24 protein-coding genes, 1 tRNA gene and 1 pseudogene are annotated in these 22,860 nt (G+C 61.5%); 18 read left to right on the top strand and 8 right to left on the bottom strand.

Annotated elements, in window-relative coordinates:
* Positions 1 to 11: 11 nt before the first annotated feature.
* From ACN8M7_RS18585 to ACN8M7_RS18565, 5 genes and pseudogenes are all read right to left on the bottom strand, one after another.
* Positions 12 to 236 (bottom strand): cold shock domain-containing protein, encoded by a 225-nt coding sequence (locus tag ACN8M7_RS18585; RefSeq protein ID WP_197432222.1) that lies wholly within the window; start codon positions 234 to 236, stop codon positions 12 to 14.
* A gap of 81 nt (positions 237 to 317) precedes the next feature.
* Positions 318 to 626 (bottom strand): annotated as a pseudogene (locus ACN8M7_RS18580) (cold shock domain-containing protein membrane protein); the annotation flags it as partial.
* Between the two features lie 172 nt (positions 627 to 798).
* Positions 799 to 1,866, bottom strand: a complete 1,068-nt coding sequence (locus ACN8M7_RS18575) for a GGDEF domain-containing protein (protein WP_490261724.1) — start codon at positions 1,864 to 1,866, stop codon at positions 799 to 801.
* 96 nt (positions 1,867 to 1,962) lie between these two features.
* Positions 1,963 to 2,433 (bottom strand): Dps family protein, encoded by a 471-nt coding sequence (locus ACN8M7_RS18570; RefSeq protein ID WP_037003703.1) that lies wholly within the window; start codon positions 2,431 to 2,433, stop codon positions 1,963 to 1,965.
* Between the two features lie 174 nt (positions 2,434 to 2,607).
* Complete coding sequence (locus ACN8M7_RS18565; protein ID WP_490261723.1) at positions 2,608 to 3,726, bottom strand: HD domain-containing phosphohydrolase; 1,119 nt, start codon at positions 3,724 to 3,726, stop codon at positions 2,608 to 2,610.
* Positions 3,727 to 3,924: 198 nt separating this feature from the next.
* Between ACN8M7_RS18565 and aspS the strand changes: the two genes are divergently transcribed.
* From aspS to nadA, 16 genes are all read left to right on the top strand, one after another.
* Entirely contained in the window at positions 3,925 to 5,700 is a 1,776-nt protein-coding gene (gene aspS, locus ACN8M7_RS18560) for an aspartate--tRNA ligase (RefSeq protein ID WP_490261722.1), read from the top strand.
* Positions 5,701 to 5,794: 94 nt separating this feature from the next.
* Positions 5,795 to 6,544, top strand: a complete 750-nt coding sequence (locus tag ACN8M7_RS18555; RefSeq protein WP_490261721.1) for a YebC/PmpR family DNA-binding transcriptional regulator — start codon at positions 5,795 to 5,797, stop codon at positions 6,542 to 6,544.
* A 154-nt stretch (positions 6,545 to 6,698) separates the two neighbouring features.
* Positions 6,699 to 7,223: a crossover junction endodeoxyribonuclease RuvC gene (ruvC, locus tag ACN8M7_RS18550; protein ID WP_061241795.1), complete on the top strand. Its 525-nt coding sequence runs from the start codon at positions 6,699 to 6,701 to the stop codon at positions 7,221 to 7,223.
* A gap of 21 nt (positions 7,224 to 7,244) precedes the next feature.
* Positions 7,245 to 7,850 (top strand): Holliday junction branch migration protein RuvA, encoded by a 606-nt coding sequence (gene ruvA / locus ACN8M7_RS18545; RefSeq protein ID WP_061241793.1) that lies wholly within the window; start codon positions 7,245 to 7,247, stop codon positions 7,848 to 7,850.
* Between the two features lie 13 nt (positions 7,851 to 7,863).
* Positions 7,864 to 8,916: a Holliday junction branch migration DNA helicase RuvB gene (gene ruvB, locus ACN8M7_RS18540; RefSeq protein ID WP_061241790.1), complete on the top strand. Its 1,053-nt coding sequence runs from the start codon at positions 7,864 to 7,866 to the stop codon at positions 8,914 to 8,916.
* A gap of 53 nt (positions 8,917 to 8,969) precedes the next feature.
* Positions 8,970 to 9,422, top strand: coding sequence for a tol-pal system-associated acyl-CoA thioesterase (gene ybgC / locus ACN8M7_RS18535; RefSeq protein ID WP_490261720.1), 453 nt, complete (start codon positions 8,970 to 8,972; stop codon positions 9,420 to 9,422).
* A gap of 2 nt (positions 9,423 to 9,424) precedes the next feature.
* Positions 9,425 to 10,120, top strand: coding sequence for a protein TolQ (gene tolQ, locus ACN8M7_RS18530; protein ID WP_490261719.1), 696 nt, complete (start codon positions 9,425 to 9,427; stop codon positions 10,118 to 10,120).
* A 27-nt stretch (positions 10,121 to 10,147) separates the two neighbouring features.
* Positions 10,148 to 10,600 carry a protein TolR gene (gene tolR / locus ACN8M7_RS18525; protein WP_061241785.1) on the top strand — a complete coding sequence of 151 codons (453 nt, stop codon included), beginning with the start codon at positions 10,148 to 10,150 and terminating at the stop codon, positions 10,598 to 10,600.
* Positions 10,597 to 11,583, top strand: coding sequence for a cell envelope integrity protein TolA (tolA, locus tag ACN8M7_RS18520; protein ID WP_490261740.1), 987 nt, complete (start codon positions 10,597 to 10,599; stop codon positions 11,581 to 11,583). The genes tolR and tolA overlap by 4 nt, the downstream gene beginning before the upstream one ends.
* 5 nt (positions 11,584 to 11,588) lie before the next feature.
* The gene (gene tolB / locus ACN8M7_RS18515) at positions 11,589 to 12,887 is read left to right on the top strand and encodes a Tol-Pal system beta propeller repeat protein TolB (protein WP_490261718.1); all 1,299 of its coding nucleotides are present in this window, start codon (positions 11,589 to 11,591) and stop codon (positions 12,885 to 12,887) included.
* A 54-nt stretch (positions 12,888 to 12,941) separates the two neighbouring features.
* A complete protein-coding gene (pal, locus tag ACN8M7_RS18510; protein ID WP_061241778.1) occupies positions 12,942 to 13,439 on the top strand; it encodes a peptidoglycan-associated lipoprotein Pal in 498 nt (165 codons plus the stop codon).
* A gap of 6 nt (positions 13,440 to 13,445) precedes the next feature.
* Positions 13,446 to 14,255 (top strand): tol-pal system protein YbgF, encoded by an 810-nt coding sequence (gene ybgF / locus ACN8M7_RS18505; protein ID WP_490261717.1) that lies wholly within the window; start codon positions 13,446 to 13,448, stop codon positions 14,253 to 14,255.
* Positions 14,256 to 14,471: 216 nt separating this feature from the next.
* Positions 14,472 to 15,119, top strand: a complete 648-nt coding sequence (gene queE, locus ACN8M7_RS18500) for a 7-carboxy-7-deazaguanine synthase QueE (RefSeq protein WP_061242148.1) — start codon at positions 14,472 to 14,474, stop codon at positions 15,117 to 15,119.
* Between the two features lie 2 nt (positions 15,120 to 15,121).
* Positions 15,122 to 15,796: a 7-cyano-7-deazaguanine synthase QueC gene (gene queC / locus ACN8M7_RS18495; RefSeq protein WP_061241774.1), complete on the top strand. Its 675-nt coding sequence runs from the start codon at positions 15,122 to 15,124 to the stop codon at positions 15,794 to 15,796.
* A gap of 58 nt (positions 15,797 to 15,854) precedes the next feature.
* Positions 15,855 to 15,930: transfer RNA gene (locus tag ACN8M7_RS18490), tRNA-Lys, on the top strand.
* A 137-nt stretch (positions 15,931 to 16,067) separates the two neighbouring features.
* Positions 16,068 to 17,126 (top strand): quinolinate synthase NadA, encoded by a 1,059-nt coding sequence (gene nadA / locus ACN8M7_RS18485; RefSeq protein WP_061241772.1) that lies wholly within the window; start codon positions 16,068 to 16,070, stop codon positions 17,124 to 17,126.
* A 120-nt stretch (positions 17,127 to 17,246) separates the two neighbouring features.
* Here the strand turns inward: nadA and ACN8M7_RS18480 are convergent, their stop codons facing one another.
* Together ACN8M7_RS18480 and ACN8M7_RS18475 are read right to left on the bottom strand one after the other, a co-directional pair.
* A complete protein-coding gene (locus tag ACN8M7_RS18480; protein ID WP_490261716.1) occupies positions 17,247 to 18,320 on the bottom strand; it encodes an LOG family protein in 1,074 nt (357 codons plus the stop codon).
* Between the two features lie 132 nt (positions 18,321 to 18,452).
* Positions 18,453 to 19,856 carry an MBL fold metallo-hydrolase RNA specificity domain-containing protein gene (locus ACN8M7_RS18475; RefSeq protein WP_490261715.1) on the bottom strand — a complete coding sequence of 468 codons (1,404 nt, stop codon included), beginning with the start codon at positions 19,854 to 19,856 and terminating at the stop codon, positions 18,453 to 18,455.
* A gap of 381 nt (positions 19,857 to 20,237) precedes the next feature.
* Between ACN8M7_RS18475 and ACN8M7_RS18470 the strand changes: the two genes are divergently transcribed.
* Entirely contained in the window at positions 20,238 to 20,432 is a 195-nt protein-coding gene (locus tag ACN8M7_RS18470) for a hypothetical protein (RefSeq protein WP_061241767.1), read from the top strand.
* A 13-nt stretch (positions 20,433 to 20,445) separates the two neighbouring features.
* On the opposite strand, the gene ACN8M7_RS18465 is transcribed toward ACN8M7_RS18470, so the two are convergent.
* Complete coding sequence (locus ACN8M7_RS18465; RefSeq protein ID WP_061241765.1) at positions 20,446 to 20,847, bottom strand: quorum-sensing-regulated virulence factor family protein; 402 nt, start codon at positions 20,845 to 20,847, stop codon at positions 20,446 to 20,448.
* 292 nt (positions 20,848 to 21,139) lie between these two features.
* Between ACN8M7_RS18465 and ACN8M7_RS18460 the strand changes: the two genes are divergently transcribed.
* Entirely contained in the window at positions 21,140 to 22,837 is a 1,698-nt protein-coding gene (locus tag ACN8M7_RS18460; RefSeq protein ID WP_061241763.1) for an OmpP1/FadL family transporter, read from the top strand.
* The last annotated feature ends 23 nt before the right edge of the window (positions 22,838 to 22,860 follow it).

The raw sequence follows: 22,860 nt of genomic DNA, 5'->3' as shown, positions 1-22,860 counted from the left end.
ATGCGCGTTGCTTAACGCCGCGCGGGGGCTGCTGCGATCACGTCTTCCGCCTGCAGGCCTTTGTCGCGCTGCATGACCGAGAACTCCACGCGTTGACCTTCGATCAGCACGCGGTGGCCTTCACCACGAATGGCGCGGAAATGCACGAAGATATCCTCGCCCGAGTCGCGGGAAATGAAGCCAAAGCCCTTGGAGGTGTTGAACCACTTGACCGTGCCGGTCTCGCGGTCTTCCAGAGGGGCGCTGGGGCTGGTTTGCGCGAAAGGCTCCTGCTTCTGCGGGCGCGGCTGTGTGCTCAGCTGCGCTGCAAGGCTCAGTGCCACGGCGACGACGATGATCAGCAGCGGCAACCAGATGGCCGGTTGGCCGCCAATGCTGGGCAATGGAGCGAGCAGGATAAGGCTCTGTACCACGGTGGCCAGGATCAGTAGTGCGGAGGTCAGGCCCAGCAGTTGCTGGCGTGCGGTGGGCGTGTTCTGTTGCAGCGACGCGGCGAGCAGGTTGAGCAGGCCGGTCAGGGCCAGGTAGATGGCATCCGGAGTGGAGAGCAGTGAAGTGGAAAAACCGGGTACGGCAGACAACAGTAGGGCGGCGAACCCTGTGACGAGATGGGCGATCTTCAACATCTTTGATGAACTCACTGATTGAATGATGACTCAAGGTGCTGCGGAGGGAGCGCACTTTGCTGGTGGCCAGATGAAAGGCCACCGCGCGCGCCGGCAAACAAGGTTAGTGGCGCCGCGAGATGGTAGCGCGGCGCGCGGAGCTATTTAACAGCAAAGCCGAGGGCTTCTCAAATCAAGCGCTTAGCATCGTTTCGCTGGTAGTCGGGTGCACCTGGTTGCGTCCGGCCCGCTTGGCCTGATAGAGCGCATCGTCGGCGCGCGTCAGCAGCGATTCGAGCGTGTCGTCGGCTTGCGCCATGGAGCAGCCGAAGGAGGCGGTTATGCTGTCGAGAACCTGATCGGTACGGCGAATCTTCACCCGCAGTGACTGGATCTTGTGGCGCAGCCGCTCGGCGAAATCGAGCACTTCGCTGAGGTTGGCGCAGTTACGCAGTACCACGCAGAACTCTTCGCCACCGTAACGTGCAGCGAATGCGCCGGGTGGCAGAAGGTCGCGCAGCAGTTGTCCGACATGCTGTAGTACGCGGTCTCCCAGCGGATGGCCGTACTGGTCGTTGAACTGCTTGAAGTGGTCGATATCCAGGATCACCAGCGCCAGGCCCTGCTGCGACTCGTTCAGGGCGCGCTCCAGCAAACGAGTGAAGGCATGGCGGTTGAACACGCGGGTCAGGCTGTCCAGCGTTGCGGCCAGGTGCGCGCGTTCCAGTTGACTGCGCAGGTGGCTGATCTCCTGTTGCGCGGCGCGCAGGCGATAAAGGAACTTCTCCTGATGCTCATGCATCATCTGGGTACTTTCCTGCAGCTCGCTGAGCACGCTGGGCAAATCGTCGATGATCGGCTCCTGCAGTGCGCTGAGACCCTGGCTCAGGCTTTGCTGGTAATGCTGGCTGCCGAGCACGCTGCGTGAAACATCGCCTTCGATATCGTCGACCAGTTCGATGACTTGCTGCTGTCCAGCGCGTGCTTCTTCCAGCTCGCCGCGGATGATGTAGTCGCGAAACAGCCGGCTGGCGGTTTCCGGGGGGAATACGTCGAAGTCTTCGACTACCTTGTCCAGGCGGCGATTGAGTTCTGGTTCGCTACCTCTGCTGTAGGTGTACCACAGCGCGTAGTGCACGGGGTTCGGCGGTATATCGTGACGCATCATCAGCGGCACGGCCTGCTTCAGGAGTTCGGCCGCCTTGCGGGTTTCCTCCGGATACAGGTCGATGATGCTGGGCGATTTGGTTGGCTGACTCATGGATGCTGGAAACTCACTGGCGAATGGCCAGAGCATAGATCAGGCTGGGGCTGCATGCCTAATGAAAAGGCCCGGATAGCCGGGCCTTAGAGTTTCTCAGGCAGCAAGTAGGCTGCGCAGCATCCAGGCGGTTTTCTCGTGCACCTGCATGCGCTGGGTCAGCAGGTCCGCGGTGGGCTCGTCGCTGACCTTGTCCAGCAGCGGGAAGATGCCACGGGCCGTGCGTACGACGGCTTCCTGGCCTTGTACCAGCTGCTTGATCATGTCTTCGGCGCTGGGTACACCTTCCTCTTCCTTGATCGAGGACAGGCGAGCGTAGGCGGCGTAGGTGCCAGGCGCCGGGAACCCCAGGGCGCGAATGCGCTCGGCGATGGCGTCGACGGCCAGCGCCAGTTCGGTGTACTGACCTTCGAACATCAGGTGCAGGGTATTGAACATCGGGCCAGTGACGTTCCAGTGAAAGTTGTGGGTCTTCAGGTACAGGGTATAGGTGTCAGCCAGCAGGCGCGAAAGGCCTTCAGCGATTGCGGCGCGGTCCTGTTCGGCGATTCCGATATTGATTTCCATGGTTTTTCTCCTTTCAGGTGAGCCCAGGGTTTCTATCCCGCAGTGTTGGAACGAGCCTAACACGCAGGGCGTCGAGATGATCTTGGCTTATATCAATGGAAGCGATGTTTAGAGGCTATTGATAACTCGCGGTTCAATTCTGGCCAGGAAATCTTACCGCTCGTCGCGGGCTGTTCAGCGACGGGCCAGTGTTGGCCTCTGCTGCAGGGTATGGTTGAAGGCCTCTACCCAGCGGGCACTGAATTGCTGGCCAGACAGGTTGTTGATTTCGAGGATGGCGCGAAGCAGTGGGCGTTTGCTCAAGGTCTGATGCGCGCGCTCATGGGTGCGTGCGTCGAAGGTGTCGACTATATGAAGGATCAGGGCGCCGGGGGTGATCTCCACTTCGCGCAGGCCTTTCGGGTAGCCGCTGCCGTCCGCGTGTTCCTGGTGCTGCACGATGATCTCCATCGCGGCTGACCAGCCAGGCATGCGTTTGAGCAGGTCACTGGCCAGGCGAGGGTGGCCTTGCATCATGCGCCGTTCCTCGCGGCTGAAGTGGCTCTGCTTGTGCAGCAGTTCCAGCGGTAGAAACGCCATGCCCAGGTCATGCAGGCAGACTGCTGCGGCCAGTTGCTCCGGCTGCTCCGCGTAACCGCCTGCGGCGTTGATGCTCAGCGCCAGCTCCAGCAGGCGCAGGGTGCGCCCGTGCCAGTATGGCGAGCGCTGCTCCGCCGCTTCTGCAAGGGCGTAGAAGAATTGCAGGTCGGACGTAGGGTCGATTTCGTGGCGGGCAAACAGCGCCTCGGCATGGCTGGGCTCTGCTGTTTCCGGCGCTTGCAGGCGAGTGCCCGGGTCCAGTTGCTGTAGCAGTTCGCTGCGCCGCTCGGTCTGCTGCGTGGGGGGAGCCATGGCCAGCGCCTGCAGCGCGCCGCACAGTTGCTGTGTTTGTGCGTCCTCTGGCGGCGCTGCCGTTCCAGCCAACGCCTGAGCTATCAGTGCGCGCAGGCGGTCGAGGCTAAGCAGCAGGATGTCGCCGAGCAGGCTGTCGAAGGTCATGCGACCTGAGCGCAGGGCATCGAGCACATCCTCCATGGCCTGCGGCAATGGCATCAGTTCGTTGAGCTCGACGTAACCGAGATTGCCCTTGAGCGTATGGATCAGGCGAAACAGTTCGCGCAGTCGCTCCGCGCTCCTCGGGGCTCGTTCCAGTTCGATCAGTAACTGTTCGCAGCGGGGAAACTGCTCGGCGGCGTCAAGGCGAAAGTCTTCCAGCAGATCATTGGGCAGGTCGCTGTGATGGGGGAGGGCCATGCTCGTTCTCCAGGCAGGAGGCGCTGTTCATTATAGAAGCCATCTGCCGGGCGGCTGCGTCATGACGATTTAAGCTATATAATCCCGCTCTTTATCGAAGCGCGGCGTGCGGTTGGACGTTCTCCGCGGTGTAGCTCCTGCCCAGGGCGTTGGGGGCTGCCTGACCTATCCAAGACCTTAGAGAAGCGAAACACGATCATGATGCGCAGCCACTATTGCGGCCAGTTGAACGAGAGCCTGGATGGCCAGGAAATCACCCTTTGCGGCTGGGTACACCGTCGCCGCGACCATGGCGGGGTGATCTTCCTCGATATTCGTGATCGTGAAGGCCTGGCTCAGGTGGTTTTCGACCCGGATCGTGCCGACACCTTCGCCAAGGCCGACCGCGTGCGCAGCGAGTATGTGGTCAAGATCACCGGCAAGGTGCGTCTGCGTCCGGAAGGCGCGCGCAACCCGAACATGGCCTCCGGCGCCATCGAAGTGCTGGGTTACGAGCTGGACGTGCTCAACGAGGCGGAAACCCCGCCGTTCCCGCTCAACGAATACACCGACGTCGGTGAAGAAACGCGTCTGCGTTATCGCTTCATCGACCTGCGTCGTCCGGAAATGGCCGAGAAGCTCAAGCTGCGTTCGCGCATCACCTCGAGCATCCGTCGTTACCTCGACGAGAACGGTTTCCTCGACGTCGAGACGCCGATCCTGACCCGCGCCACCCCGGAAGGCGCGCGCGACTATCTGGTGCCGAGCCGTACTCACGCTGGCAGCTTCTTCGCCCTGCCGCAGTCGCCACAGCTGTTCAAGCAGCTGCTGATGGTGGCCGGCTTCGACCGCTACTACCAGATCGCCAAGTGCTTCCGCGACGAAGACCTGCGTGCCGACCGTCAACCGGAATTCACCCAGATCGACATCGAGACCAGCTTCCTCGATGAAAAAGACATCATGGGCATCACCGAGACCATGGTGCGCAACCTGTTCAAGGAAGTGCTGGACGTCGAGTTCGGTGAGCTGCCGCACATGACCCTGGCCGAGGCCATGCGTCGCTTCGGTTCGGACAAGCCGGACCTGCGTATCCCGATGGAACTGGTGGATGTCGAGGACCAGCTCAAGGACGTCGAATTCAAGGTCTTCGCCGGCCCGGCCAACGATCCCAAGTGCCGCGTCACCGCGCTGCGCGTTCCGGGCGGGGCGAGCATGCCGCGCAAGCAGATCGACGACTACACCAAGTTCGTCGGCATCTACGGCGCCAAGGGCCTGGCCTACATCAAGGTCAACGAGCGTGCCGCCGGCGTCGAAGGTCTGCAGTCGCCGATCGTCAAGAACATCCCGCTGGACAACATCAACGTCATCCTCGACCGCGTCGGTGCCGTTGACGGCGATATCGTGTTCTTCGGCGCCGACAAGGCCAAGATCGTCAGCGAAGCCCTGGGCGCGCTGCGCATCAAGCTGGGTCACGATCTGAACCTGCTGACCTGTGAGTGGGCGCCGCTGTGGGTCGTCGACTTCCCGATGTTCGAGGAAAACGACGACGGCAGCCTGACTGCCATGCACCACCCCTTCACCGCGCCGAGCTGCAGCCCGGCCGAGCTGGAGGCCAATCCGGCCGCCGCGCTGTCGCGTGCCTATGACATGGTGCTCAACGGCACCGAACTGGGTGGCGGTTCGATCCGTATCCACGACAAGGCCATGCAGCAGACCGTGTTCCGTGTACTGGGCATCAGCGAAGACGAGCAGCAGGAGAAGTTCGGCTTCCTCCTCGATGCGCTGAAGTACGGTGCGCCGCCCCATGGTGGCCTGGCCTTCGGTCTGGATCGCCTGGTGATGCTGATGACCGGCGCGCAGTCGATTCGTGAAGTGATCGCCTTCCCGAAAACCCAGAGTGCAGCCTGTGTCATGACCCAGGCGCCGGGCGAGGTGGACAACAAGTCGCTGCGCGAGCTGCACATCCGCTTGCGCGAGCAACCCAAGGCCGAATAAGCCTGTACAAGAAGCCTGGATTTCCAGGCTTCTTCGTTATGGGGCATGCACATCCATGCCTTGGCAATCATCAGTGGAAAAGACGGAGTGAGTTATGGCTGGTCATTCCAAATGGGCCAACATCAAGCACCGCAAAGGGCGCCAGGACGCCAAGCGCGGCAAGATCTTCACCAAGCTGATTCGTGAGCTGACCGTGGCGGCCAAGCATGGCGGCCCGATTCCGGCAGACAACCCGCGCCTGCGCCTGGCCGTAGACAAGGCGCTGACCAACAACATGTCGCGTGACGTGATCGATCGCGCCATCGCCCGCGGCGCTGGCAACAACGAAGCCGACAACGTCGTCGAGTTCAGTTACGAAGGCTATGCGCCGAGCGGCGTGGCGATCATCGTCGAAGTGATGACCGACAACCGCAACCGTACCGCCGCCGAAGTGCGGCATGCCTTCACCAAGTGCGGTGGCAACCTGGGTACCGACGGTTCGGTCGCCTACATGTTCGACCGCAAGGGACAGATCAGCTTCGCGCCAGGTGTCGATGAAGATGCTCTGATGGAAGCGGCGCTGGAGGCGGGTGCCGATGACGTGGAAATGGGCGAGGATGGCTCCGGCCTGGTATCGACCAGCTTTACCGACTTCCATGCGGTCAACGAAGCGCTGAATGCGGCTGGCTTCAAGGCAGAGGAAGCGGAAATCGCCATGATTCCTTCGATCAGTGCGCCGATTGCCGATCTGGAAACTGCGCAGAAGGTGTTCAAGCTGATCGACATGCTCGAAGACCTTGATGACGTGCAGAATGTCTACCATAACGCCGAAGTTGCCGACGAGATCATGGAGCAGTTGGGCTGAGGCTCTGGTCTCCACCGAACTGGATTCAGGATTCGACGAAGCCGGAAGCGCTGCAAGGCGCTTCCGGCTTTTTTCGTCAGGTCGGCGCTTGGCGGATGACGTTGCCAAGGGCGGCCCGTATACTCGCCAACTGGATAAATAGACAGTTGCTGATATGACTCTGATCCTAGGCATCGATCCCGGCTCGCGCATCACCGGTTATGGCGTGGTGCGCGATACCGGGCGTAGCTGCGAGTACGTGGCCTCGGGCTGCATACGCACCGGTAACGGCTCGTTGGCCGAGCGCCTGCAAATCGTCTTCCGTGGCGTCAGTGAGGTGATTCGCACCCACGGCCCGGTGACCATGGGCATCGAGCAGGTGTTCATGGCGCGCAATGCCGATTCGGCGCTCAAGCTGGGGCAGGCGCGAGGCGCTGCCATCGTCGCCGCAGTGGAAGCCGGGCTGGAGGTCAGCGAGTACACCGCCACCCAGGTCAAGCAGGCCGTGGTCGGTACTGGGGCCGCGGACAAGCAGCAGGTGCAGATGATGGTCATGCACCTGCTGGGGCTGGTGCAGAAGCCGCAGATCGACGCCTCCGACGCCCTGGGTATCGCCTTGTGCCATGCGCACCACCGGCAGAGTCTTATTCCCCATGGGCTGGCCGGCGCCAAGCGGCGCGGCGGCCGTCTTCGTTTGTAATCGATATAAAGGAAAGCGCTGGTGATCGGACGTTTGCGCGGCACCTTGGCGGAAAAGCAGCCGCCGCATTTGCTTCTGGATGTGAATGGCATTGGTTATGAGCTGGAAGTGCCGATGACCACCCTTTATCGTCTGCCTGCGGTGGGTGAGCCGCTGACGCTGCACACTCATCAGGTGGTGCGTGAGGATGCGCATCTGCTGTATGGCTTCTTCGAAAAGCGTGAGCGCGAGTTGTTTCGCGAGCTGATTCGTCTCAATGGCGTCGGCCCCAAGCTGGCGCTGGCGTTGATGTCGGGGCTGGAGGTCGATGAACTGGTGCGCTGCGTGCAGGCACAGGACACGGCGGCGCTGGTCAAGGTGCCTGGGGTGGGCAAGAAAACCGCAGAGCGTCTGCTGGTCGAACTCAAGGATCGCTTCAAGGCCTGGGAGTCGATCCCGTCCATTGCGCCCCTGGTGGTTGAACCTCAACTGGCTCAGGCAGTCTCAAGCGCGGAGAATGACGCCGTCAGTGCCCTGATTTCCCTCGGTTACAAGCCGCAGGAGGCCAGTCGAGCCGTTGCAGCGGTCAAGGAAGAAGGTATGAGCAGCGAAGATTTGATCCGACGCGCACTGCGCGGCATGGTTTAGTGGAACCTTATTGATGATCGAAGCCGATCGCCTGATTACCTCCAGCCCACGAGAGCGCGAAGAGCAGCAGGACCGTGCCATTCGTCCGCTGCGCCTGGCCGACTACATCGGTCAGCCCGTCGTGCGTGAACAGATGGCGCTGTTCATCCAGGCCGCACGGGGCAGGGCGGAAGCGCTCGACCATACATTGATCTTCGGCCCGCCAGGTCTGGGCAAGACCACCCTGGCCAATATCATTGCCGAAGAAATGGGCAGCTCGATCAAGAGCACCTCCGGCCCGGTGCTCGAACGCCCGGGGGATCTGGCTGCGCTGCTGACCAATCTGGAAAGCGGCGATGTGCTGTTCATCGACGAAATTCATCGTCTTTCCCCGGTGGTCGAGGAAGTGCTGTACCCGGCCATGGAAGATTTCCAGCTCGACATCATGATCGGCGAAGGCCCTGCAGCGCGCTCGATCAAGCTGGACCTGCCGCCCTTTACCCTGGTTGGCGCTACCACTCGCGCCGGCATGCTGACCAACCCGCTGCGTGACCGCTTCGGCATCGTCCAGCGCCTGGAGTTCTACGGCATCGATGACCTGGCCACCATCGTCTCGCGCTCTGCCGGGATTCTCGGCCTGGCTATCGAGGCCAAAGGTGCTTACGAGATTGCCCGACGTGCCCGTGGCACTCCGCGTATCGCCAACCGCCTGCTGCGCCGTGTGCGCGATTTCGCTGAGGTGCGCGGGAACGGACAGATCTCCCAGGCTACTGCCGATCAGGCATTGAACCTGCTGGACGTCGATGAGCGTGGTTTCGACCATTCCGACCGGCGTCTGCTGCTGGCCATGATCGAGAAGTTCGATGGCGGTCCGGTGGGGCTCGATAGCCTGGCAGCAGCCATCGGCGAAGAGCGTCACACCATCGAGGATGTGCTCGAGCCGTACCTGATTCAGCAGGGCTACATGATGCGCACGCCGCGCGGGCGCGTGGTGACCCGTCACGCCTACCTGCACTTCGGCCTGAATATCCCAAAACGCTCGGGTGAACAGCCCGGTGGCGATCTGTTCTCGGCAGGTGATCAATGACGAAAAAATTGTTATCAGCCCGGATTGGCAAGCGGCAGGCCGGAGACTAGAGTATGCGCGCGCCAAACGAAGTGCAGCCGTTCAGCCACCGCTGCCGGGTCTATTACGAAGACACCGATGCGGGCGGCATCGTCTACTACGTCAACTACCTCAAATTCATGGAGCGGGCTCGCACCGAGCGCCTGCGTGAGCTGGGTTATGCCCAGTCGACGCTTGCCGGTGAGGGCCTGTTGTTCGTCGTGCATTCAGCCGAAGCGCGTTACCACGCGCCGGCGCGACTGGACGACGAGCTACTGATCAGCGCCGATGTGATCGAATTGAACCGTGCCAGCCTGCGTTTTCGTCAACAGGTCAGGCGGGCTGCGGATGATGTGCTGCTCTGCGAAGGGCAGTTCCTGGTGGCCTGTGTGCGCGCCGACAACTTGAAACCCCGGGCTATCCCCGAAACCCTGCGACACGCGTTCGCCGGGACGCAGGCACCGGGTTTAATTGCAGCAGGAGAGTAAGCGTGGAAGCTAACGCCGTTGACCATATGTCGATGTGGAGTCTGATCAGTAACGCCAGCTTCGTGGTTCAGCTGGTGATGCTGACCCTGGTGGCCGCCTCGGTCATTTCCTGGGTGATGATCTTCCAGCGCAGTAATTCGATTCGCGCCGCCAAGCGTGCTCTGGACAACTTCGAGGACCGCTTCTGGTCCGGCATCGACCTGTCCAAACTGTATCGCCAGGCGGGCAGCAACCCCGATCCGGATTCCGGTCTGGAGCAGATCTTCCGTGCCGGCTTCAAGGAGTTCTCCCGTCTGCGTCAGCAGCAGGGCGTCGATCCGGATGCGGTGATGGACGGCGTGGCCCGTGCCATGCGTGTGGCGATTTCCCGTGAAGAAGAAAAGGTGGAAACCGCGCTGCCATTTCTCGCCACTGTCGGTTCCACCAGCCCGTACATCGGTCTGTTCGGTACCGTGTGGGGCATCATGAACTCCTTCCGCGGCCTGGCTCAGGTGCAGCAAGCGACCCTGGCCACTGTAGCGCCGGGTATTGCCGAGGCGCTGATCGCTACCGCCATCGGCCTGTTCGCGGCCATTCCGGCAGTTATCGCCTACAACCGCTTCTCGGCCCGTGGCGAAATGCTGATCGGTCGTTACTACACCTTCGCCGACGAGTTCCAGGCCATCCTGCACCGCAAAGTGCACACCTCGGAAGACTAAGGCGAGCGAAGAGGACAGGTTTTTACCATGGCGAGAATTCGCAACAGACGCAAGCCGGTCGCCGAGATGAACGTGGTGCCCTACATCGATGTGATGTTGGTACTGCTGGTCATCTTCATGGTCACCGCGCCGATGCTCAACCAGGGGGTCAAGGTCGATCTGCCCAAGGTCAGCAGTGAAGTGCTGCCGCAGGACAACGACGCGCAGGTGTTGACCATCTCCATCAAGGCCGACAAGACCTATTACTGGAACATGGGTAGCGAGGTCGACGTCGACACCGAGCAGGAGCGTGCCTCCACGCTGCCGCAGATGACTCAGGCGGTAACGGCAATCATTGCCGAGAACCGTCGTCAGGGTAAGCAGGTGCAAGTGTTCGTGCGCGGTGACAAGTCGGTCGACTACGGCACCGTGATGGCGGCCATGGGTGGTCTGCAGCAGGCCGACGTGGGTAACGTCGGATTGATTACCGAGGCTCCCTGATGCAGCAAACCGAGCGTCCGCAATCGGAAAGCTACTTCTGGCCCATCGTCTGGGCCGTGGGTTTGCACGTCCTGATGTTCGCCATGCTGTTCGTCAGCTTCGCCTTCACGCCGGAGCTGCCGCCGGCGCGTCCGGTGGTACAGGCTACGCTGTACCAGTTGCAGTCGCAGAGCCAGGCCACGACGCAAACCACGCAGAAGGTCGCAGGCGAAGCGCAGAAGACTTCTGCGCCGCAGTTCGAGACCGAGCGACTGGAGCAGAAGAAGGCCGAAGAGCAGAAGCAGGCTCAGGCCGAGGCGCAGAAGGTCGCCGCAGCCAAGAAAGCCGAGGAACAAAAGCAGGCTGAGGAGGCTCGAAAGGCCGAAGCGGCGAAGAAAGCCGAGACCGAGAAGGCCGCTGAGCAGAAACGCCAGGCCGATATTGCCAAGAAGCGCGCCGAAGAAGAGGCGAAGAAAAAAGCCGCCGAGGATGCCAAGAAGAAGGCAGCCGAGGACGCGAAGAAGAAAGCGGCGGAAGAGGCCAAGAAGAAGGCCGCTGCCGAAGCTGCGAAGAAAAAGGCAGCCGAGGACGCCAAGAAGAAAGCCGAAGCCGCCAAGCGCAAGGCCGTTGAGGATCAGAAAGCGGCGGCGCTGGCCGAGCTGCTGTCGGACAACGTGCAGAACCAGCAAGCGCTGGCCGAAACTCATGGCGATCAGGTCGCGGGTAACCTCGATGACCTGATCATCAAGTTGATCACCGAAAACTGGCAGCGGCCCATGTCGGCGCGCCGTGGCATGAGCGTCGAGTTGCTGATTCAGATGCTGCCTGACGGCACCGTGACCAACGCCAGCGTATCGCGCTCCAGTGGCGATGCGCCGTTCGACAACTCAGCCGTTGCCGCTGTACGTAACGTCGGGCGTATTCCCGAGATGCAACAATTGGATCGCGCTACCTTCGACCGTATGTACAGGCAGCGTCGCGTCATTTTCAAACCGGAGGATTGAGCTCTGTGAACAACCTGATTCGTATCGCCCTGCTGGGGCTGGTCATGCTGGTCGGTAGCGTCCAGGCGGCCGATCCGCTGGTGATCTCGCAAGGCGCTGACCGTGCCACACCTATCGCCGTCGTGCCGTTCGGCTGGCAGGGTGGCTCGGTGCTGCCCGAGGACATGTCGCAGATCATCGGCAACGACCTGCGCAACTCCGGCTACTTCGAGCCCATCCCGCGACAGAACATGATCAGCCTGCCGACCCAGGCCAGCGAAGTCATCTATCGCGACTGGAAAGCCCTCGGCGCCCAGTACGTACTGGTCGGTAACATCGTGCCCAACGGTGGCCGTCTGCAGGTGCAGTACGCGCTGTTCAACGTCAATACCGAGCAGCAGGTCATGACCGGCAATGTCGGTGGCGGCACCGACCAGCTGCGCGATATGGCCCACCACATCGCCGACCAGTCGTTCGAGAAGCTGACGGGCGTGAAAGGCGCCTTCTCCACTCGCTTGCTCTATGTCACAGCAGAGCGCATGGGGACCAACAACACTCGTTATACCCTGCAGCGCTCCGACTACGACGGTGCCCGTGCGGTGACGCTGCTGCAATCGCGTGAGCCGATCCTGTCACCGTCGTTCGCGCCGGATGGCCGCCGTATTGCCTATGTGTCCTTCGAGCAGCGCCGCCCGCGCATCTTCGTGCAGCACATCGACACCGGCCGCCGCGAGCAGGTCACCAACTTCGAGGGTCTCAACGGTGCGCCGGCCTGGTCGCCGGATGGTTCGCGCCTGGCTTTCGTGCTGTCCAAGGACGGCAACCCGGAGATCTACGTGATGGACATGGGCAGCCGGCAGATGCGCCGCGTAACCAACCATTACGCCATCGATACCGAACCCTTCTGGGGCAAGGATGGTCAGACCCTTTACTTCACTTCGGATCGTGCGGGCAAGCCGCAGATCTACAAGACCAACATCAATAGCGGGGCCGTGGAGCGAGTGACCTTCGTCGGTAACTACAACGCCAACCCGAAATTGTCGGCGGATGAAAAAACCCTGGTGATGATCCATCGCCAGGATGGTTTTACCGTGTTCAAGGTGGCGGCACAGGACCTGGAAACCAACCGTTTGCGCATACTTTCAGACACAAGTTTGGATGAGTCGCCCACTGTTGCGCCCAATGGCACCATGCTAATCTACGCCACCCGCCAGCAGGGCCGGGGAGTCTTGATGTTAGCGTCCACAAACGGTCGCGTGAGGCTCCCTCTTCCTACCGCTCAAGGCGAAGTTCGAGAGCCTTCTTGGTCCCCTTACCTGAACTGATGCGGCGCTACACCTTTTTGCTTAACACAACTGGGGTTCATTAGGAGTTACATGATGGAAATGCTGAAATTCGGTAAGTTCGCTGCACTGTCCCTGGCTCTCGCTGTTGCCGTAGGTTGCTCCTCCAAAGGCGGCGACGCTGCTGGCGAAGGTGCTGTTGACCCGAACGCTGGCTACGGCGCCAACACTGGCGCTGTTGACGGCAGCCTGAGCGAAGAAGCGGCTCTGCGCGCTATCACCACCTTCTACTTCGAGTACGACAGCTCCGACCTGAAAGCCGAAGCCATGCGCGCTCTGGACGTACACGCCAAGGACCTGAAAGCCAACGGCGCTCGCGTCGTTCTGGAAGGCCACGCTGACGAGCGCGGTACCCGTGAATACAACATGGCTCTGGGCGAGCGTCGCGCCAAGGCCGTTCAGCGTTACCTGGTTCTGCAGGGCGTTTCCCCGGCTCAGCTGGAAGTCGTTTCCTACGGCGAAGAGCGTCCGGTTGCCACTGGCAACGACGAGCAGTCCTGGGCTCAGAACCGTCGCGTAGAGCTGCGTAAGTAAGCTGCCATGCGAGATTGCCGTCGTATCCTGACCCTTCTGACGCTCGCCTTGCCGCTCGCGGCGATGGCGGAAGTTCCCGTACTGGAAAGCAGCTCCATGCAACAAGGCAGCAGCTATCCACCGGCGGGTTATGGTACGACCGGCGCCTCCGCCGGAGCGGGCGCGCAAGCGCCCGCTTCTGCGCAGGGTATGCTGTTCAACCAGCTCCAGCAGATGCAGCAGGAACTGGCGCAACTGCGTGGCATGGTCGAAGAACAGCAAAATGAAATCCAGCGCCTCAAGCAGGAAGGGCTGGAGCGTTACCAGGATCTGGATCAACGTATTTCTTCCGGTGCTGCCGCCGATGGAGCTCCCGCACAGAATTCAGCCGATGGCGCAGTCAACGCCAATGGCACTCCGACGCCGCCTGCCGCGCAGCAGAGCAGCGCAGAGCCGGGTGATCCGGCCAAGGAAAAACTCTACTACGACGCCGCCTTCGACCTGATCAAGGCCAAGGATTTCGACAAGGCGTCGCAGGCATTCGCTGCCTTTCTCAATCGCTATCCCAACAGCCAGTACGCCGGCAACGCGCAATACTGGTTGGGTGAGGTGAATCTGGCCAAGGGTGATCTGCAGGCTGCCGGTCAGGCCTTTGCCAAGGTCAGCCAGGCTTATCCAAGCCATGCCAAGGTGCCGGATTCTCTGTTCAAGCTGGCCGATGTCGAGCGTCGCCTGGGGCACAACGACAAGGCCCGTGGCATTCTTCAACAGGTCATCGCCCAGTATCCCGGCAGCTCTGCCGCTCAACTGGCTCAGCGTGACTTGCAACGGCTGTAAGCTGATCGCCGCAGAACGAACCCGCGCTTGTCGCGGGTTTTTCTTATCCGTCACTCGCGACTTCCATTAGAATGCCTGCTCGCGTGGCGCGCATGGTTTCAGCTCGGCTGATTTCCTTGCCTCTATGCTCTGTCGAATGCAGGCCCAGGCCTGCGTTCCTGTCTTTCAACGCAACGGAGGCGGATGGCCTGTTTCGTCATCACGCCCGTGGCTACCATGCAAGAAACCCTGCGTATCACCGAGATTTTCTACTCGCTGCAGGGGGAAACGCGTACCGCCGGCTTGCCGACGGTATTCGTGCGCCTGACCGGCTGTCCCCTGCGCTGCCAGTACTGTGACACTGCCTACGCCTTCAGCGGCGGTGAATTGCTTCAGCTGGGCAGCATCCTTGATCAAGTGGCCGCCTACCGGCCGCGTTATGTCTGTGTGACTGGCGGCGAGCCGCTGGCTCAGCCCAACTGCATTGCCCTGCTCGCGCGCCTGTGCGACGCAGGCTACGAAGTGTCGCTGGAGACCAGTGGTGCGCTCGATGTCTCGGCGGTCGATCCGCGGGTCAGCAAGGTGCTCGACCTGAAGACCCCCGGCTCTGCCGAAGTGCAGCGCAATCGCTACGAAAACATCCCGTTGTTGACGCGCAACGACCAGGTCAAGTTCGTCATCTGTTCGCGTGAAGATTACGACTGGGCGGTCTCCAAGCTGATCGAGTACGACCTGGCCGCAAGGGCCGGTGAGGTGCTGTTTTCGCCCAGCCATCAGCAGGTCAATGCCCGTGCGCTGGCTGACTGGATCGTGGCCGACAACCTGCCGGTGCGCCTGCAGCTGCAGTTGCACAAGATCCTCTGGAACGACGAGCCGGGACACTGATCATGAGCGAGAAAAATGCGGTCATCCTCCTTTCCGGAGGGTTGGATTCGGCCACCGTGGTCGCCATGGCCAAGGCTGAGGGCTACAGCTGCTACAGCATGAGTTTCGATTACGGGCAGCGCCATCGCGCCGAGTTGCAGGCAGCCGAGCGCGTAGCCCGGCAGTTGGGTGTGGTCGAGCACAAGGTGATTGGTCTGAATCTCAACGGTATCGGCGGGTCGGCGCTGACCGACAGCAGCATCGCGGTGCCCGAGTCGCCAACCGAGGGCATTCCGGTGACCTACGTGCCGGCACGCAATACGGTGTTCCTGGCGCTCGCCCTGGGTTGGGCCGAGGTGTTGGAGGCGCGCGACATCTTCATCGGCGTCAACGCGGTGGACTACTCGGGTTACCCGGATTGTCGGCCGGAGTTCGTCGACGCCTTCGAGCGCATGGCCAACCTGGCGACCAGAGCGGGGGTAGAGGGGCAGGGCTTCACTATCCGTGCGCCGTTGCAGCAGATGAGCAAGGGCGAAATCATCCAGGCAGGCACGCGCCTTGGGGTCGATTACGCGCTCACGGTGTCCTGCTACCAGGCCGATGATGAGGGCCGTGCCTGCGGCAAGTGCGACAGCTGCCGCCTGCGTGCAGCCGGTTTCGCCGCTGCCGGCGTAGCCGATGCAACCCGGTATTTCTGAAAAAGTTTTCGCGAAGTGTTGATTTCCTGAATTAAATCAGTATCATGCGCCTCGCGTTGGGTCGTTAGCTCAGTTGGTAGAGCAGTTGGCTTTTAACCAATTGGTCGTAGGTTCGAATCCTACACGACCCACCAGATCGCAAAAGCCAGTCGTGAGACTGGCTTTTTTTTGCTCTCGGAAAAGCCCGGTAGCCGATGCTGCCCTGCCTGTGGCGGTGGTCGGCCAGGGGGTATACTCGCAGCTCGCTCAAGAGCGCCGCAGGTTCGATGATATGACGCAGATTTCCGAACGCCTTCTGGTCCAGGCTCACCTCGATGCCAAGCAGCCCAAGCCGCTGACTGCCGAGGAGGAAGCTTTCTATCGCCGCGAAATCGCCGCCGAGCTGAAGAAGCAGAACGCGGTGCTGGTGGCGCATTATTACTGCGACCCGGTGATCCAGGCCCTGGCCGAGGAAACCGGCGGTTGCGTCTCCGACTCCCTGGAAATGGCCCGCTTCGGCAATCAGCACTCGGCGCAGACCGTGGTGGTGGCCGGGGTCAAGTTCATGGGCGAGACGGCGAAGATCCTCAACCCGGAAAAGCGTGTGCTGATGCCGACGCTGGAGGCGACCTGTTCGCTCGACCTGGGTTGCCCGGTGGACGAATTCTCGGCCTTTTGCGATCAGCACCCGGAGCGCACCGTGGTGGTTTACGCCAACACGTCGGCGGCGGTGAAGGCGCGTGCCGACTGGGTGGTCACCTCCAGCTGCGCGCTGGAGATCGTCGAGAGCCTGATGGACAACGGCGAGACCATCATCTGGGCGCCGGACAAGCACCTGGGTAACTATATCCAGCGCGAGACCGGGGCCGACATGCTGCTGTGGGACGGTGCCTGCATCGTGCATGAGGAGTTCAAGTCCAAGCAGCTGCTGGATATGAAGGCCTTGTACCCTGACGCTGCCATCCTGGTGCACCCCGAGTCGCCACAGAGCGTGGTCGAGCTGGCTGACGCCGTGGGCTCCACCAGTCAGCTGATCAAGGCGGCGCAGACCCTGCCGAACTCGACCTTCATCGTCGCCACCGACCGCGGCATCTTCTACAAGATGCAGCAGCTGTGTCCGGACAAGACCTTCATCGAGGCGCCGACGGCCGGAAACGGGGCTGCATGTCGCAGCTGTGCGCACTGCCCATGGATGGCGATGAACACTCTGGAACGCGTATTGACCGGCTTGCGCCAGGGCTCTGGCGAGATTCACGTCGACCCGGCACTGATCCCCAAGGCGATCAAGCCGCTCAAGCGTATGCTCGACTTCACCCAGGCCGCCCGGATGAAGGTCGCGGGTAACGCCTGACCGCTAGCCGTCAACAAGAAGCCCAGCCAATGCTGGGCTTCTTGCTTTGCGTAGCGCGGATGCACTCCGCGAGTGGCGAGTCGGCAATGCCCGCGGATTTCACCCGGGCAGCTCGTCAACTCAGGTCGCCCAATTCTCCGGTTCGTTGACCACATCGAGTAGCGCTCGCAAGCGGCCGTAGTCGCGTCCGTTGAATACGAACGCCAGGCGGGTCAGGTGGCAGAGCTCAGGCTCGTCGCGTTCCTGCTCGCAATAGGGCTGCTGGATGAAACCACCTTCCTTGCACAGGCTGGCGAAATCGTCCTGCAGTCTCGCCAGCGTGGCCTCGTTGAGCGCATGGTTGAGGCGAATCACGAAGCGATCCTTGAGCCAGCGACTGGAGTGAAAGTTGCGGTAGAAGCGGGCAATTTCATCGACGGCTTCTTCGGCGCTGTAGACCAGGTGCATCAGGTTGAGGTCGGCAGGCAGGATGTAGCCATTGTCGCCGAGCTGGCGGCGGATGAAGTCCAGCGCGTCTTTCCAGTAGCTGCCACCTGGTTGGTCGAGCAGCACTACGGGTACCAGCGGACTTTTGCCGGTCTGGATCAGTGTCAGGACTTCCAGCGCCTCGTCGAGCGTGCCGAAGCCGCCGGGGCAGAGCACCAGGCCATCGGCCTCCTTGACGAAGAACAACTTGCGCAGGAAGAAGAAATGGAATGACAGCAGGTGATTGCTGCCGCGCATCGTCGAGTTGGCCGTCTGTTCGAAGGGCAGGGTGATGTTGAAGCCCAGGCTGTTTTCCACGCCGGCGCCCTCATGGGCGGCGGCCATGATGCCGCCGCCAGCGCCGGTGACTACCATCAGGTCGCGGTGTGCCAGCAGTGCGCCCAGCTCGCGAGCCTGCTGGTACAGCGGATGGTTGGCGGGCGTACGCGCCGAGCCAAATACGGTGACCTTGCGACGTCGCTTCAGTTGTTCCAGTACACCGAAGGCGTGCTCCATCTCGCGCAGGGTCTGCAGCATGATTTTGGCGTCCCAGCGGTTGCGATCCGCCTGAGCCATATGGATGACGGTCGTCAGCATTTCGCGGTAAAGCTGCAGATTCGGGCTATTGCCGGGGGCTGCCAGCGCCACCAGCTCGTCCACCTTGCTGGTCAGATCGACTTCGCTGGTTTGCACATGACGGGACAGATAATCGTCCGCTTCGTAGGGCATGAAGGCTCTCCTGTTCTGAGCTCAGCGAGGCGTCGATGACATTCTCGCTGAGCCGGTTCCTTGATTATGGAGTGTCCCTGAGCTTGCCACAGCCCGCTTGCCATTTCGCCGTCAGCTTTTCGTAAGCACTGGTTACAGAGCGATCTGTTCGCCCGGTTCAGGAATGTTGGCGATCCAGTTCAAACGCTCGCGCAGGGCGTGTTGCAGGGTCTGCATTTTCTCCAGTTCGCCATGTACCAGGTACAGCTCGGGGTGATGTTCGAACTGGCTGGCCCAGTCGAGCAGCTGCGATTGCCCGGCATGCGCGGAGAAGCCGCCGAGGGTATGCACCTGGGCTTTCACCGCGATGCGCTGATGCAGCACCTTGACCGTCTCGGCGCCGTCGACGATCAGCCGGCCGAGCGTGCCCTTGGCCTGGAAGCCAGGAAATACCAGGTGGCAGTTCTCGCGCCAGAGGTTGTGCTTGAAGTGATGGACGATGCGCCCGCCATTGCACATGCCGGCGCCGGCGATGATGATCGCGCCGCTCTTGATCCGGTTGATCGCCATCGATTCTTCGGCTGTCGGCGTGCAGCGCAGGATCGGCAGCCAGTCTTCGATGCGTTTGACACCCCTGGCTTGCAGCGCTGCGCGATCAGCGGCCGCGAACTGTTCGTGAAAGCGGCTGTAGATGGCGTTGGCGCGAATGGCCATGGGGCTGTCGAGGAACACCGCCTGTTGTGGCAGTCGGCCTTCCTGGTAGAAACGCCCGAGGTAGTAGATCAGATCCTGGGTGCGGCCGACGGCGAATGAAGGGATCAGTACATTGCCGCCTTCCTTGTGAGCCTGCTGAAGAATCTCGGCCAGCTCCTCCAGGGTTTCGTCGCTGGCGCGGTGGTCGCGGTCGCCGTAGGTCGACTCCATCAGCAGCACGTCTGCCTGCTTCAGTTGTGCAGGTTCCTGCATCAGTGGCGAACAGGTATTGCCCAGGTCACCGGAGAACACCAGATGGCGGTGCAGGTGGTGATCCTCTACCTGTATCTCGACGATGGCCGAGCCGAGGATATGGCCGGCATTGTGAAAGGTGACCTGCACGCCCTTGGCTACCTCGACCGTTGCACCGTAGGCATGTGGACGACGCTGGCCGAGCGCCTGTTCGGCATTGGCAATCGTGTACAGCGGTTTGACCGCCGCCTTGCCCTGGCGTGCGCGCCAGCGGTTCTCCCATTCAGCGTCTTTTTCCTGCAGGAAGGCCGAGTCCAGCAGCATCAGTTCGAGCAGTTCGCAGCTGGCTTCGGTGGCGTGGATCGGCCCACGGTAACCCTCGGCGACCAGGCGGGGCAGCAATCCGCTGTGATCGAGATGGGCGTGGGAGATGACCACGGCATCCAGGGCTGTGGGATCGAAGGGGAAGGCGCTGCGATTCTGATCCTCCTCCTGGCGACGGCCCTGGTGCATGCCGCACTCGAGCAAGACCTTGGCTCCGTCGCGGCTCTCTATCAGATAGCAGGAGCCCGTGACTTGTTGGATCGCGCCAATGAAGGTGAGCAGGGCCATGGTTCTGTCCTCGTCGTGATGATGAGAAGAGTCTGCCGGTTCCGCGCGTTGCCGGCCTTGATGCAGGTCAGCCGGCGTCTGGGGCGATTCTCTCGGCGCAGCTGACCTGTGCCCTGCCATTCGTCCGAGCGAGCAAGCTCCGGACGTGCGTCTGATTTACTTGCATAGAGCAGGATGCGTTCCGGGCAGTGCTCTCTGGAATGTAGCGCAAAGCGCCGGGTGCGGCGGCTTGCAGCTGCCACGCATCGATCGGCCGTCAATTGCTGCTGAGGTTCTTCGCTCGAGGCTGGCGGGCGGGAAATTGGGCGGCCCCGACGGCTAGGTGGAACCTCATCCGTCACGTCGAGTCTGCTGTGTGTGAACAGGAAGGGAGTGGCAGGTATGCCCAAGTTGATTCTGGAGATCGAACCGGACCTCCATCGTATGCTGCAACAGGCTGCACGAACCAATCAGATGAGTCTGGAGGATGAGTGCATGCGTCGCCTCGAAGGCGGCATACGGCGTTCGCGCTACATGGAGGCCTTGCTGGCCGAACTGCGCGCCGATGACGCGCAGCGCCGAGCGCAAAGGGGCTGAGTTCAGCCCCGGATCAGAGGCCGCAATCGCTCTTGTCGAAAACTTCGACGGTAACCGGGCGATTGCTGCGGTACTCGCTGAACTGGTAGCGCAGTTGCGCGCCCTTTGCCAGCAAACTGCGGTAGCCCGGGTTGCGGCAGACGCTGGCTGCCAGCTGCGTGCGCACGGTATCGGGGTTGCCGCGCATCTTCGCGGCATGCGCTTCACGCACGCTGAGGTGGTTGATCAGCGTGTGACCTTCCACGGTATAGCCCTGATCGAGAATGTCCTCGTTGATCGCCCGCGGCGTGCCTTCGCTGCTTTGCCGGGCGACCTGCTCCAGAGTGCGAGTCAGCTCCATCTCCTTCAGCGAAGCCGCCTGGGCAGTGGGAAGCATCAGGCTGAGCGCAAGGGCGGGAAGGATGTAACGCAACATGTAGTGTGACTCCTGAAAGCGTGGACGAGGGTTGGACAGGCCTTCGCCGCGAATGTTCGCGCTGATAGCCAGTTGCCTGCCTGAAACAATGTGTTACCGATGGGGACATGCTGGCCTCTGGCCGCCGTCCGTCACCACGACCAAAGGCTGGGGATCGTCAGCCAAACCTGTACGTCACAAACATTGAGCCGCCGTCGTAGCCGGACCTCGTCGCCAGTGCAGACCTGCCTGAAGTCTGTCGCTGGTGTTCGCCGGGCTGCGTGGTGTTCAAGCAGCGTGCAGGAGAATAACAATGACAATGCTCTTTCGGCGCTGGCCATCGCGAGTGATGGTCGGCAGTTTACTGGTTTTGCCCACCGCGCAGGTGCAGGCATCCGGTTATCACTTTGGTTCACAGTCAGTGGCAGCGCAGGGTTCGGCGCATGCCAACGGTGCCGAAGCCGCCGACCCCTCGACCATCTTCTACAACCCGGCCGGCCTGGCCCGGCTCAAGGGCACCCAGGTGACCTCCGGTCTTACCGTTGTGCTGCCAGACGGTGATTATGAGGACAAGGGAAGCCGCGACGTGTTCGGCAACCCGGTGTCTGGAGATGCGGGCGAGTTTCTGCCCGATGCCGCCGCCGCGCCCAACTTCTATTTCTCTCACGAGATCAACGACCGGGTAACGATCGGCCTCGGTATTTTCACCCCGTTCGGTGCCAAGCTTGATTACAAGGAGGACTGGGCCGGGCGCTATGGCATCCAGTCGGCCAGCCTGGAGACGGTGACCTTCAATCCGAGCATTTCCTTTCGTTTCAACGAGCACCACAGCGTCGGTTTCGGTGTGTCGGCGCAGTACATCAAGTCGGTGCAGCGCGGTGCCGCCGATGTGAAGGGGGCTTCGAGGCAGTTGGCGGGGCAGTTCGTCGAGGCGAACTATGAAAGCACCAGAAATGCTGCCGATCCGATCCTGGGGCCTATCGTAGGGGGCATCGCGGGGGTTCCGGTGCCGGATGAAATCACGTCCTGTCGCGGCGTGGCGGATAGAGATGGATTCGTTGACTGCGTGGCGGGCAATTTCGCTGACAACGTACAAGGTGACGGTTATTTCCGGGTCAAGGGCGATGACTGGGGCTTTGGCTGGAATATCGGTTACCTGTGGGAACCGACCGAGTCGACGCGTTTCGGCGTGTCCTATCGCTCCAATATCCGCCACACCCTCGAAGGGGAGACCAAATGGAGCTTCGCCGATGTGCAGGGTAGCGTCCCCTCGCCGGATACCTCGCTGGAGGGTGGTTTCACCATCCCCATCGTCGATATCTACGTCCCCCCGACCGACGCCCTGCAGGAGTTGTTCGATCAGGGCAACTGGGTCAACCCTGGGGAGTTCGCCGCCACCCGGCTGCATCCCAACTCCAAGGCCAAGACTGCCATCGATACACCGGAGATGCTCTCCTTCAACGCCTTCCACCAACTCAACGACAAGATCGCGCTGATGGCGGATCTGACCTTTACCCGCCATTCGCGGCTCGATGAAGTGCGTATCGGTATCGATCAGGTCGCCGGCTACCCCTACTTCAATGGGGTTACCGAGGGCGATCTGAGCGTCAAGCAGGACTGGAAGGACAGCTACAAGATCTCCCTGGGCATGAACTACCAGTACAGCGATGATCTGCTGCTGCGTACCGGTGTCGCCTATGACCGCTCACCGGTCAGCTCGCCGCAGTTGCGCCACCCGGCCTTTCCCGATGCCGATCGCTACTGGCTGTCGTTCGGCGCCAACTACAAGGTGACACGCGACACCTCGGTGGACCTGGCCTACAGCTACGTGCAGTTCTCCAGCGGCAAGATGGATTACCACGATGGTTGTTCCCCGGCTGGCTGGGCGCCAGGGGCCGGTGGTCTGTATCAGGACAGCGGCGTGCGCTGTACCGGCAATGGCGGCAACTACACCGGTGAGTACGAGACGCGCATTCATTTCATCGGCCTGGCCTTGAACCACAGGTTCTGAGCGGCAGAGCGGCGATCGGGGGT

The sequence above is a fragment of the Pseudomonas spartinae genome (assembly GCF_965197125.1).
GTDB lineage: Bacteria > Pseudomonadota > Gammaproteobacteria > Pseudomonadales > Pseudomonadaceae > Aquipseudomonas > Aquipseudomonas composti_A.
The sequence above is the reverse complement of the archived record's forward strand: the minus strand, read 5'-3'. Positions and strand labels throughout refer to the sequence as shown.

What these genes read in the sequence shown, in the direction of transcription:
- ACN8M7_RS18575 (WP_490261724.1), bottom strand. Translation starts at nt 1,866, where the DNA reads ATGAGTCAGCCAACCAAATCGCCCAGCATCATCGACCTGTATCCGGAG.
- ACN8M7_RS18570 (WP_037003703.1), bottom strand. Translation starts at nt 2,433, where the DNA reads ATGGAAATCAATATCGGAATCGCCGAACAGGACCGCGCCGCAATCGCT.
- ACN8M7_RS18565 (WP_490261723.1), bottom strand. Translation starts at nt 3,726, where the DNA reads ATGGCCCTCCCCCATCACAGCGACCTGCCCAATGATCTGCTGGAAGAC.
- aspS (WP_490261722.1), top strand. Translation starts at nt 3,925, where the DNA reads ATGATGCGCAGCCACTATTGCGGCCAGTTGAACGAGAGCCTGGATGGC.
- ACN8M7_RS18555 (WP_490261721.1), top strand. Translation starts at nt 5,795, where the DNA reads ATGGCTGGTCATTCCAAATGGGCCAACATCAAGCACCGCAAAGGGCGC.
- ruvC (WP_061241795.1), top strand. Translation starts at nt 6,699, where the DNA reads ATGACTCTGATCCTAGGCATCGATCCCGGCTCGCGCATCACCGGTTAT.
- ruvB (WP_061241790.1), top strand. Translation starts at nt 7,864, where the DNA reads ATGATCGAAGCCGATCGCCTGATTACCTCCAGCCCACGAGAGCGCGAA.
- ybgC (WP_490261720.1), top strand. Translation starts at nt 8,970, where the DNA reads ATGCGCGCGCCAAACGAAGTGCAGCCGTTCAGCCACCGCTGCCGGGTC.
- tolR (WP_061241785.1), top strand. Translation starts at nt 10,148, where the DNA reads ATGGCGAGAATTCGCAACAGACGCAAGCCGGTCGCCGAGATGAACGTG.
- pal (WP_061241778.1), top strand. Translation starts at nt 12,942, where the DNA reads ATGGAAATGCTGAAATTCGGTAAGTTCGCTGCACTGTCCCTGGCTCTC.
- ybgF (WP_490261717.1), top strand. Translation starts at nt 13,446, where the DNA reads ATGCGAGATTGCCGTCGTATCCTGACCCTTCTGACGCTCGCCTTGCCG.
- queE (WP_061242148.1), top strand. Translation starts at nt 14,472, where the DNA reads ATGCAAGAAACCCTGCGTATCACCGAGATTTTCTACTCGCTGCAGGGG.
- queC (WP_061241774.1), top strand. Translation starts at nt 15,122, where the DNA reads ATGAGCGAGAAAAATGCGGTCATCCTCCTTTCCGGAGGGTTGGATTCG.
- nadA (WP_061241772.1), top strand. Translation starts at nt 16,068, where the DNA reads ATGACGCAGATTTCCGAACGCCTTCTGGTCCAGGCTCACCTCGATGCC.
- ACN8M7_RS18480 (WP_490261716.1), bottom strand. Translation starts at nt 18,320, where the DNA reads ATGCCCTACGAAGCGGACGATTATCTGTCCCGTCATGTGCAAACCAGC.
- ACN8M7_RS18475 (WP_490261715.1), bottom strand. Translation starts at nt 19,856, where the DNA reads ATGGCCCTGCTCACCTTCATTGGCGCGATCCAACAAGTCACGGGCTCC.
- ACN8M7_RS18470 (WP_061241767.1), top strand. Translation starts at nt 20,238, where the DNA reads ATGCCCAAGTTGATTCTGGAGATCGAACCGGACCTCCATCGTATGCTG.
- ACN8M7_RS18465 (WP_061241765.1), bottom strand. Translation starts at nt 20,847, where the DNA reads ATGTTGCGTTACATCCTTCCCGCCCTTGCGCTCAGCCTGATGCTTCCC.
- ACN8M7_RS18460 (WP_061241763.1), top strand. Translation starts at nt 21,140, where the DNA reads ATGACAATGCTCTTTCGGCGCTGGCCATCGCGAGTGATGGTCGGCAGT.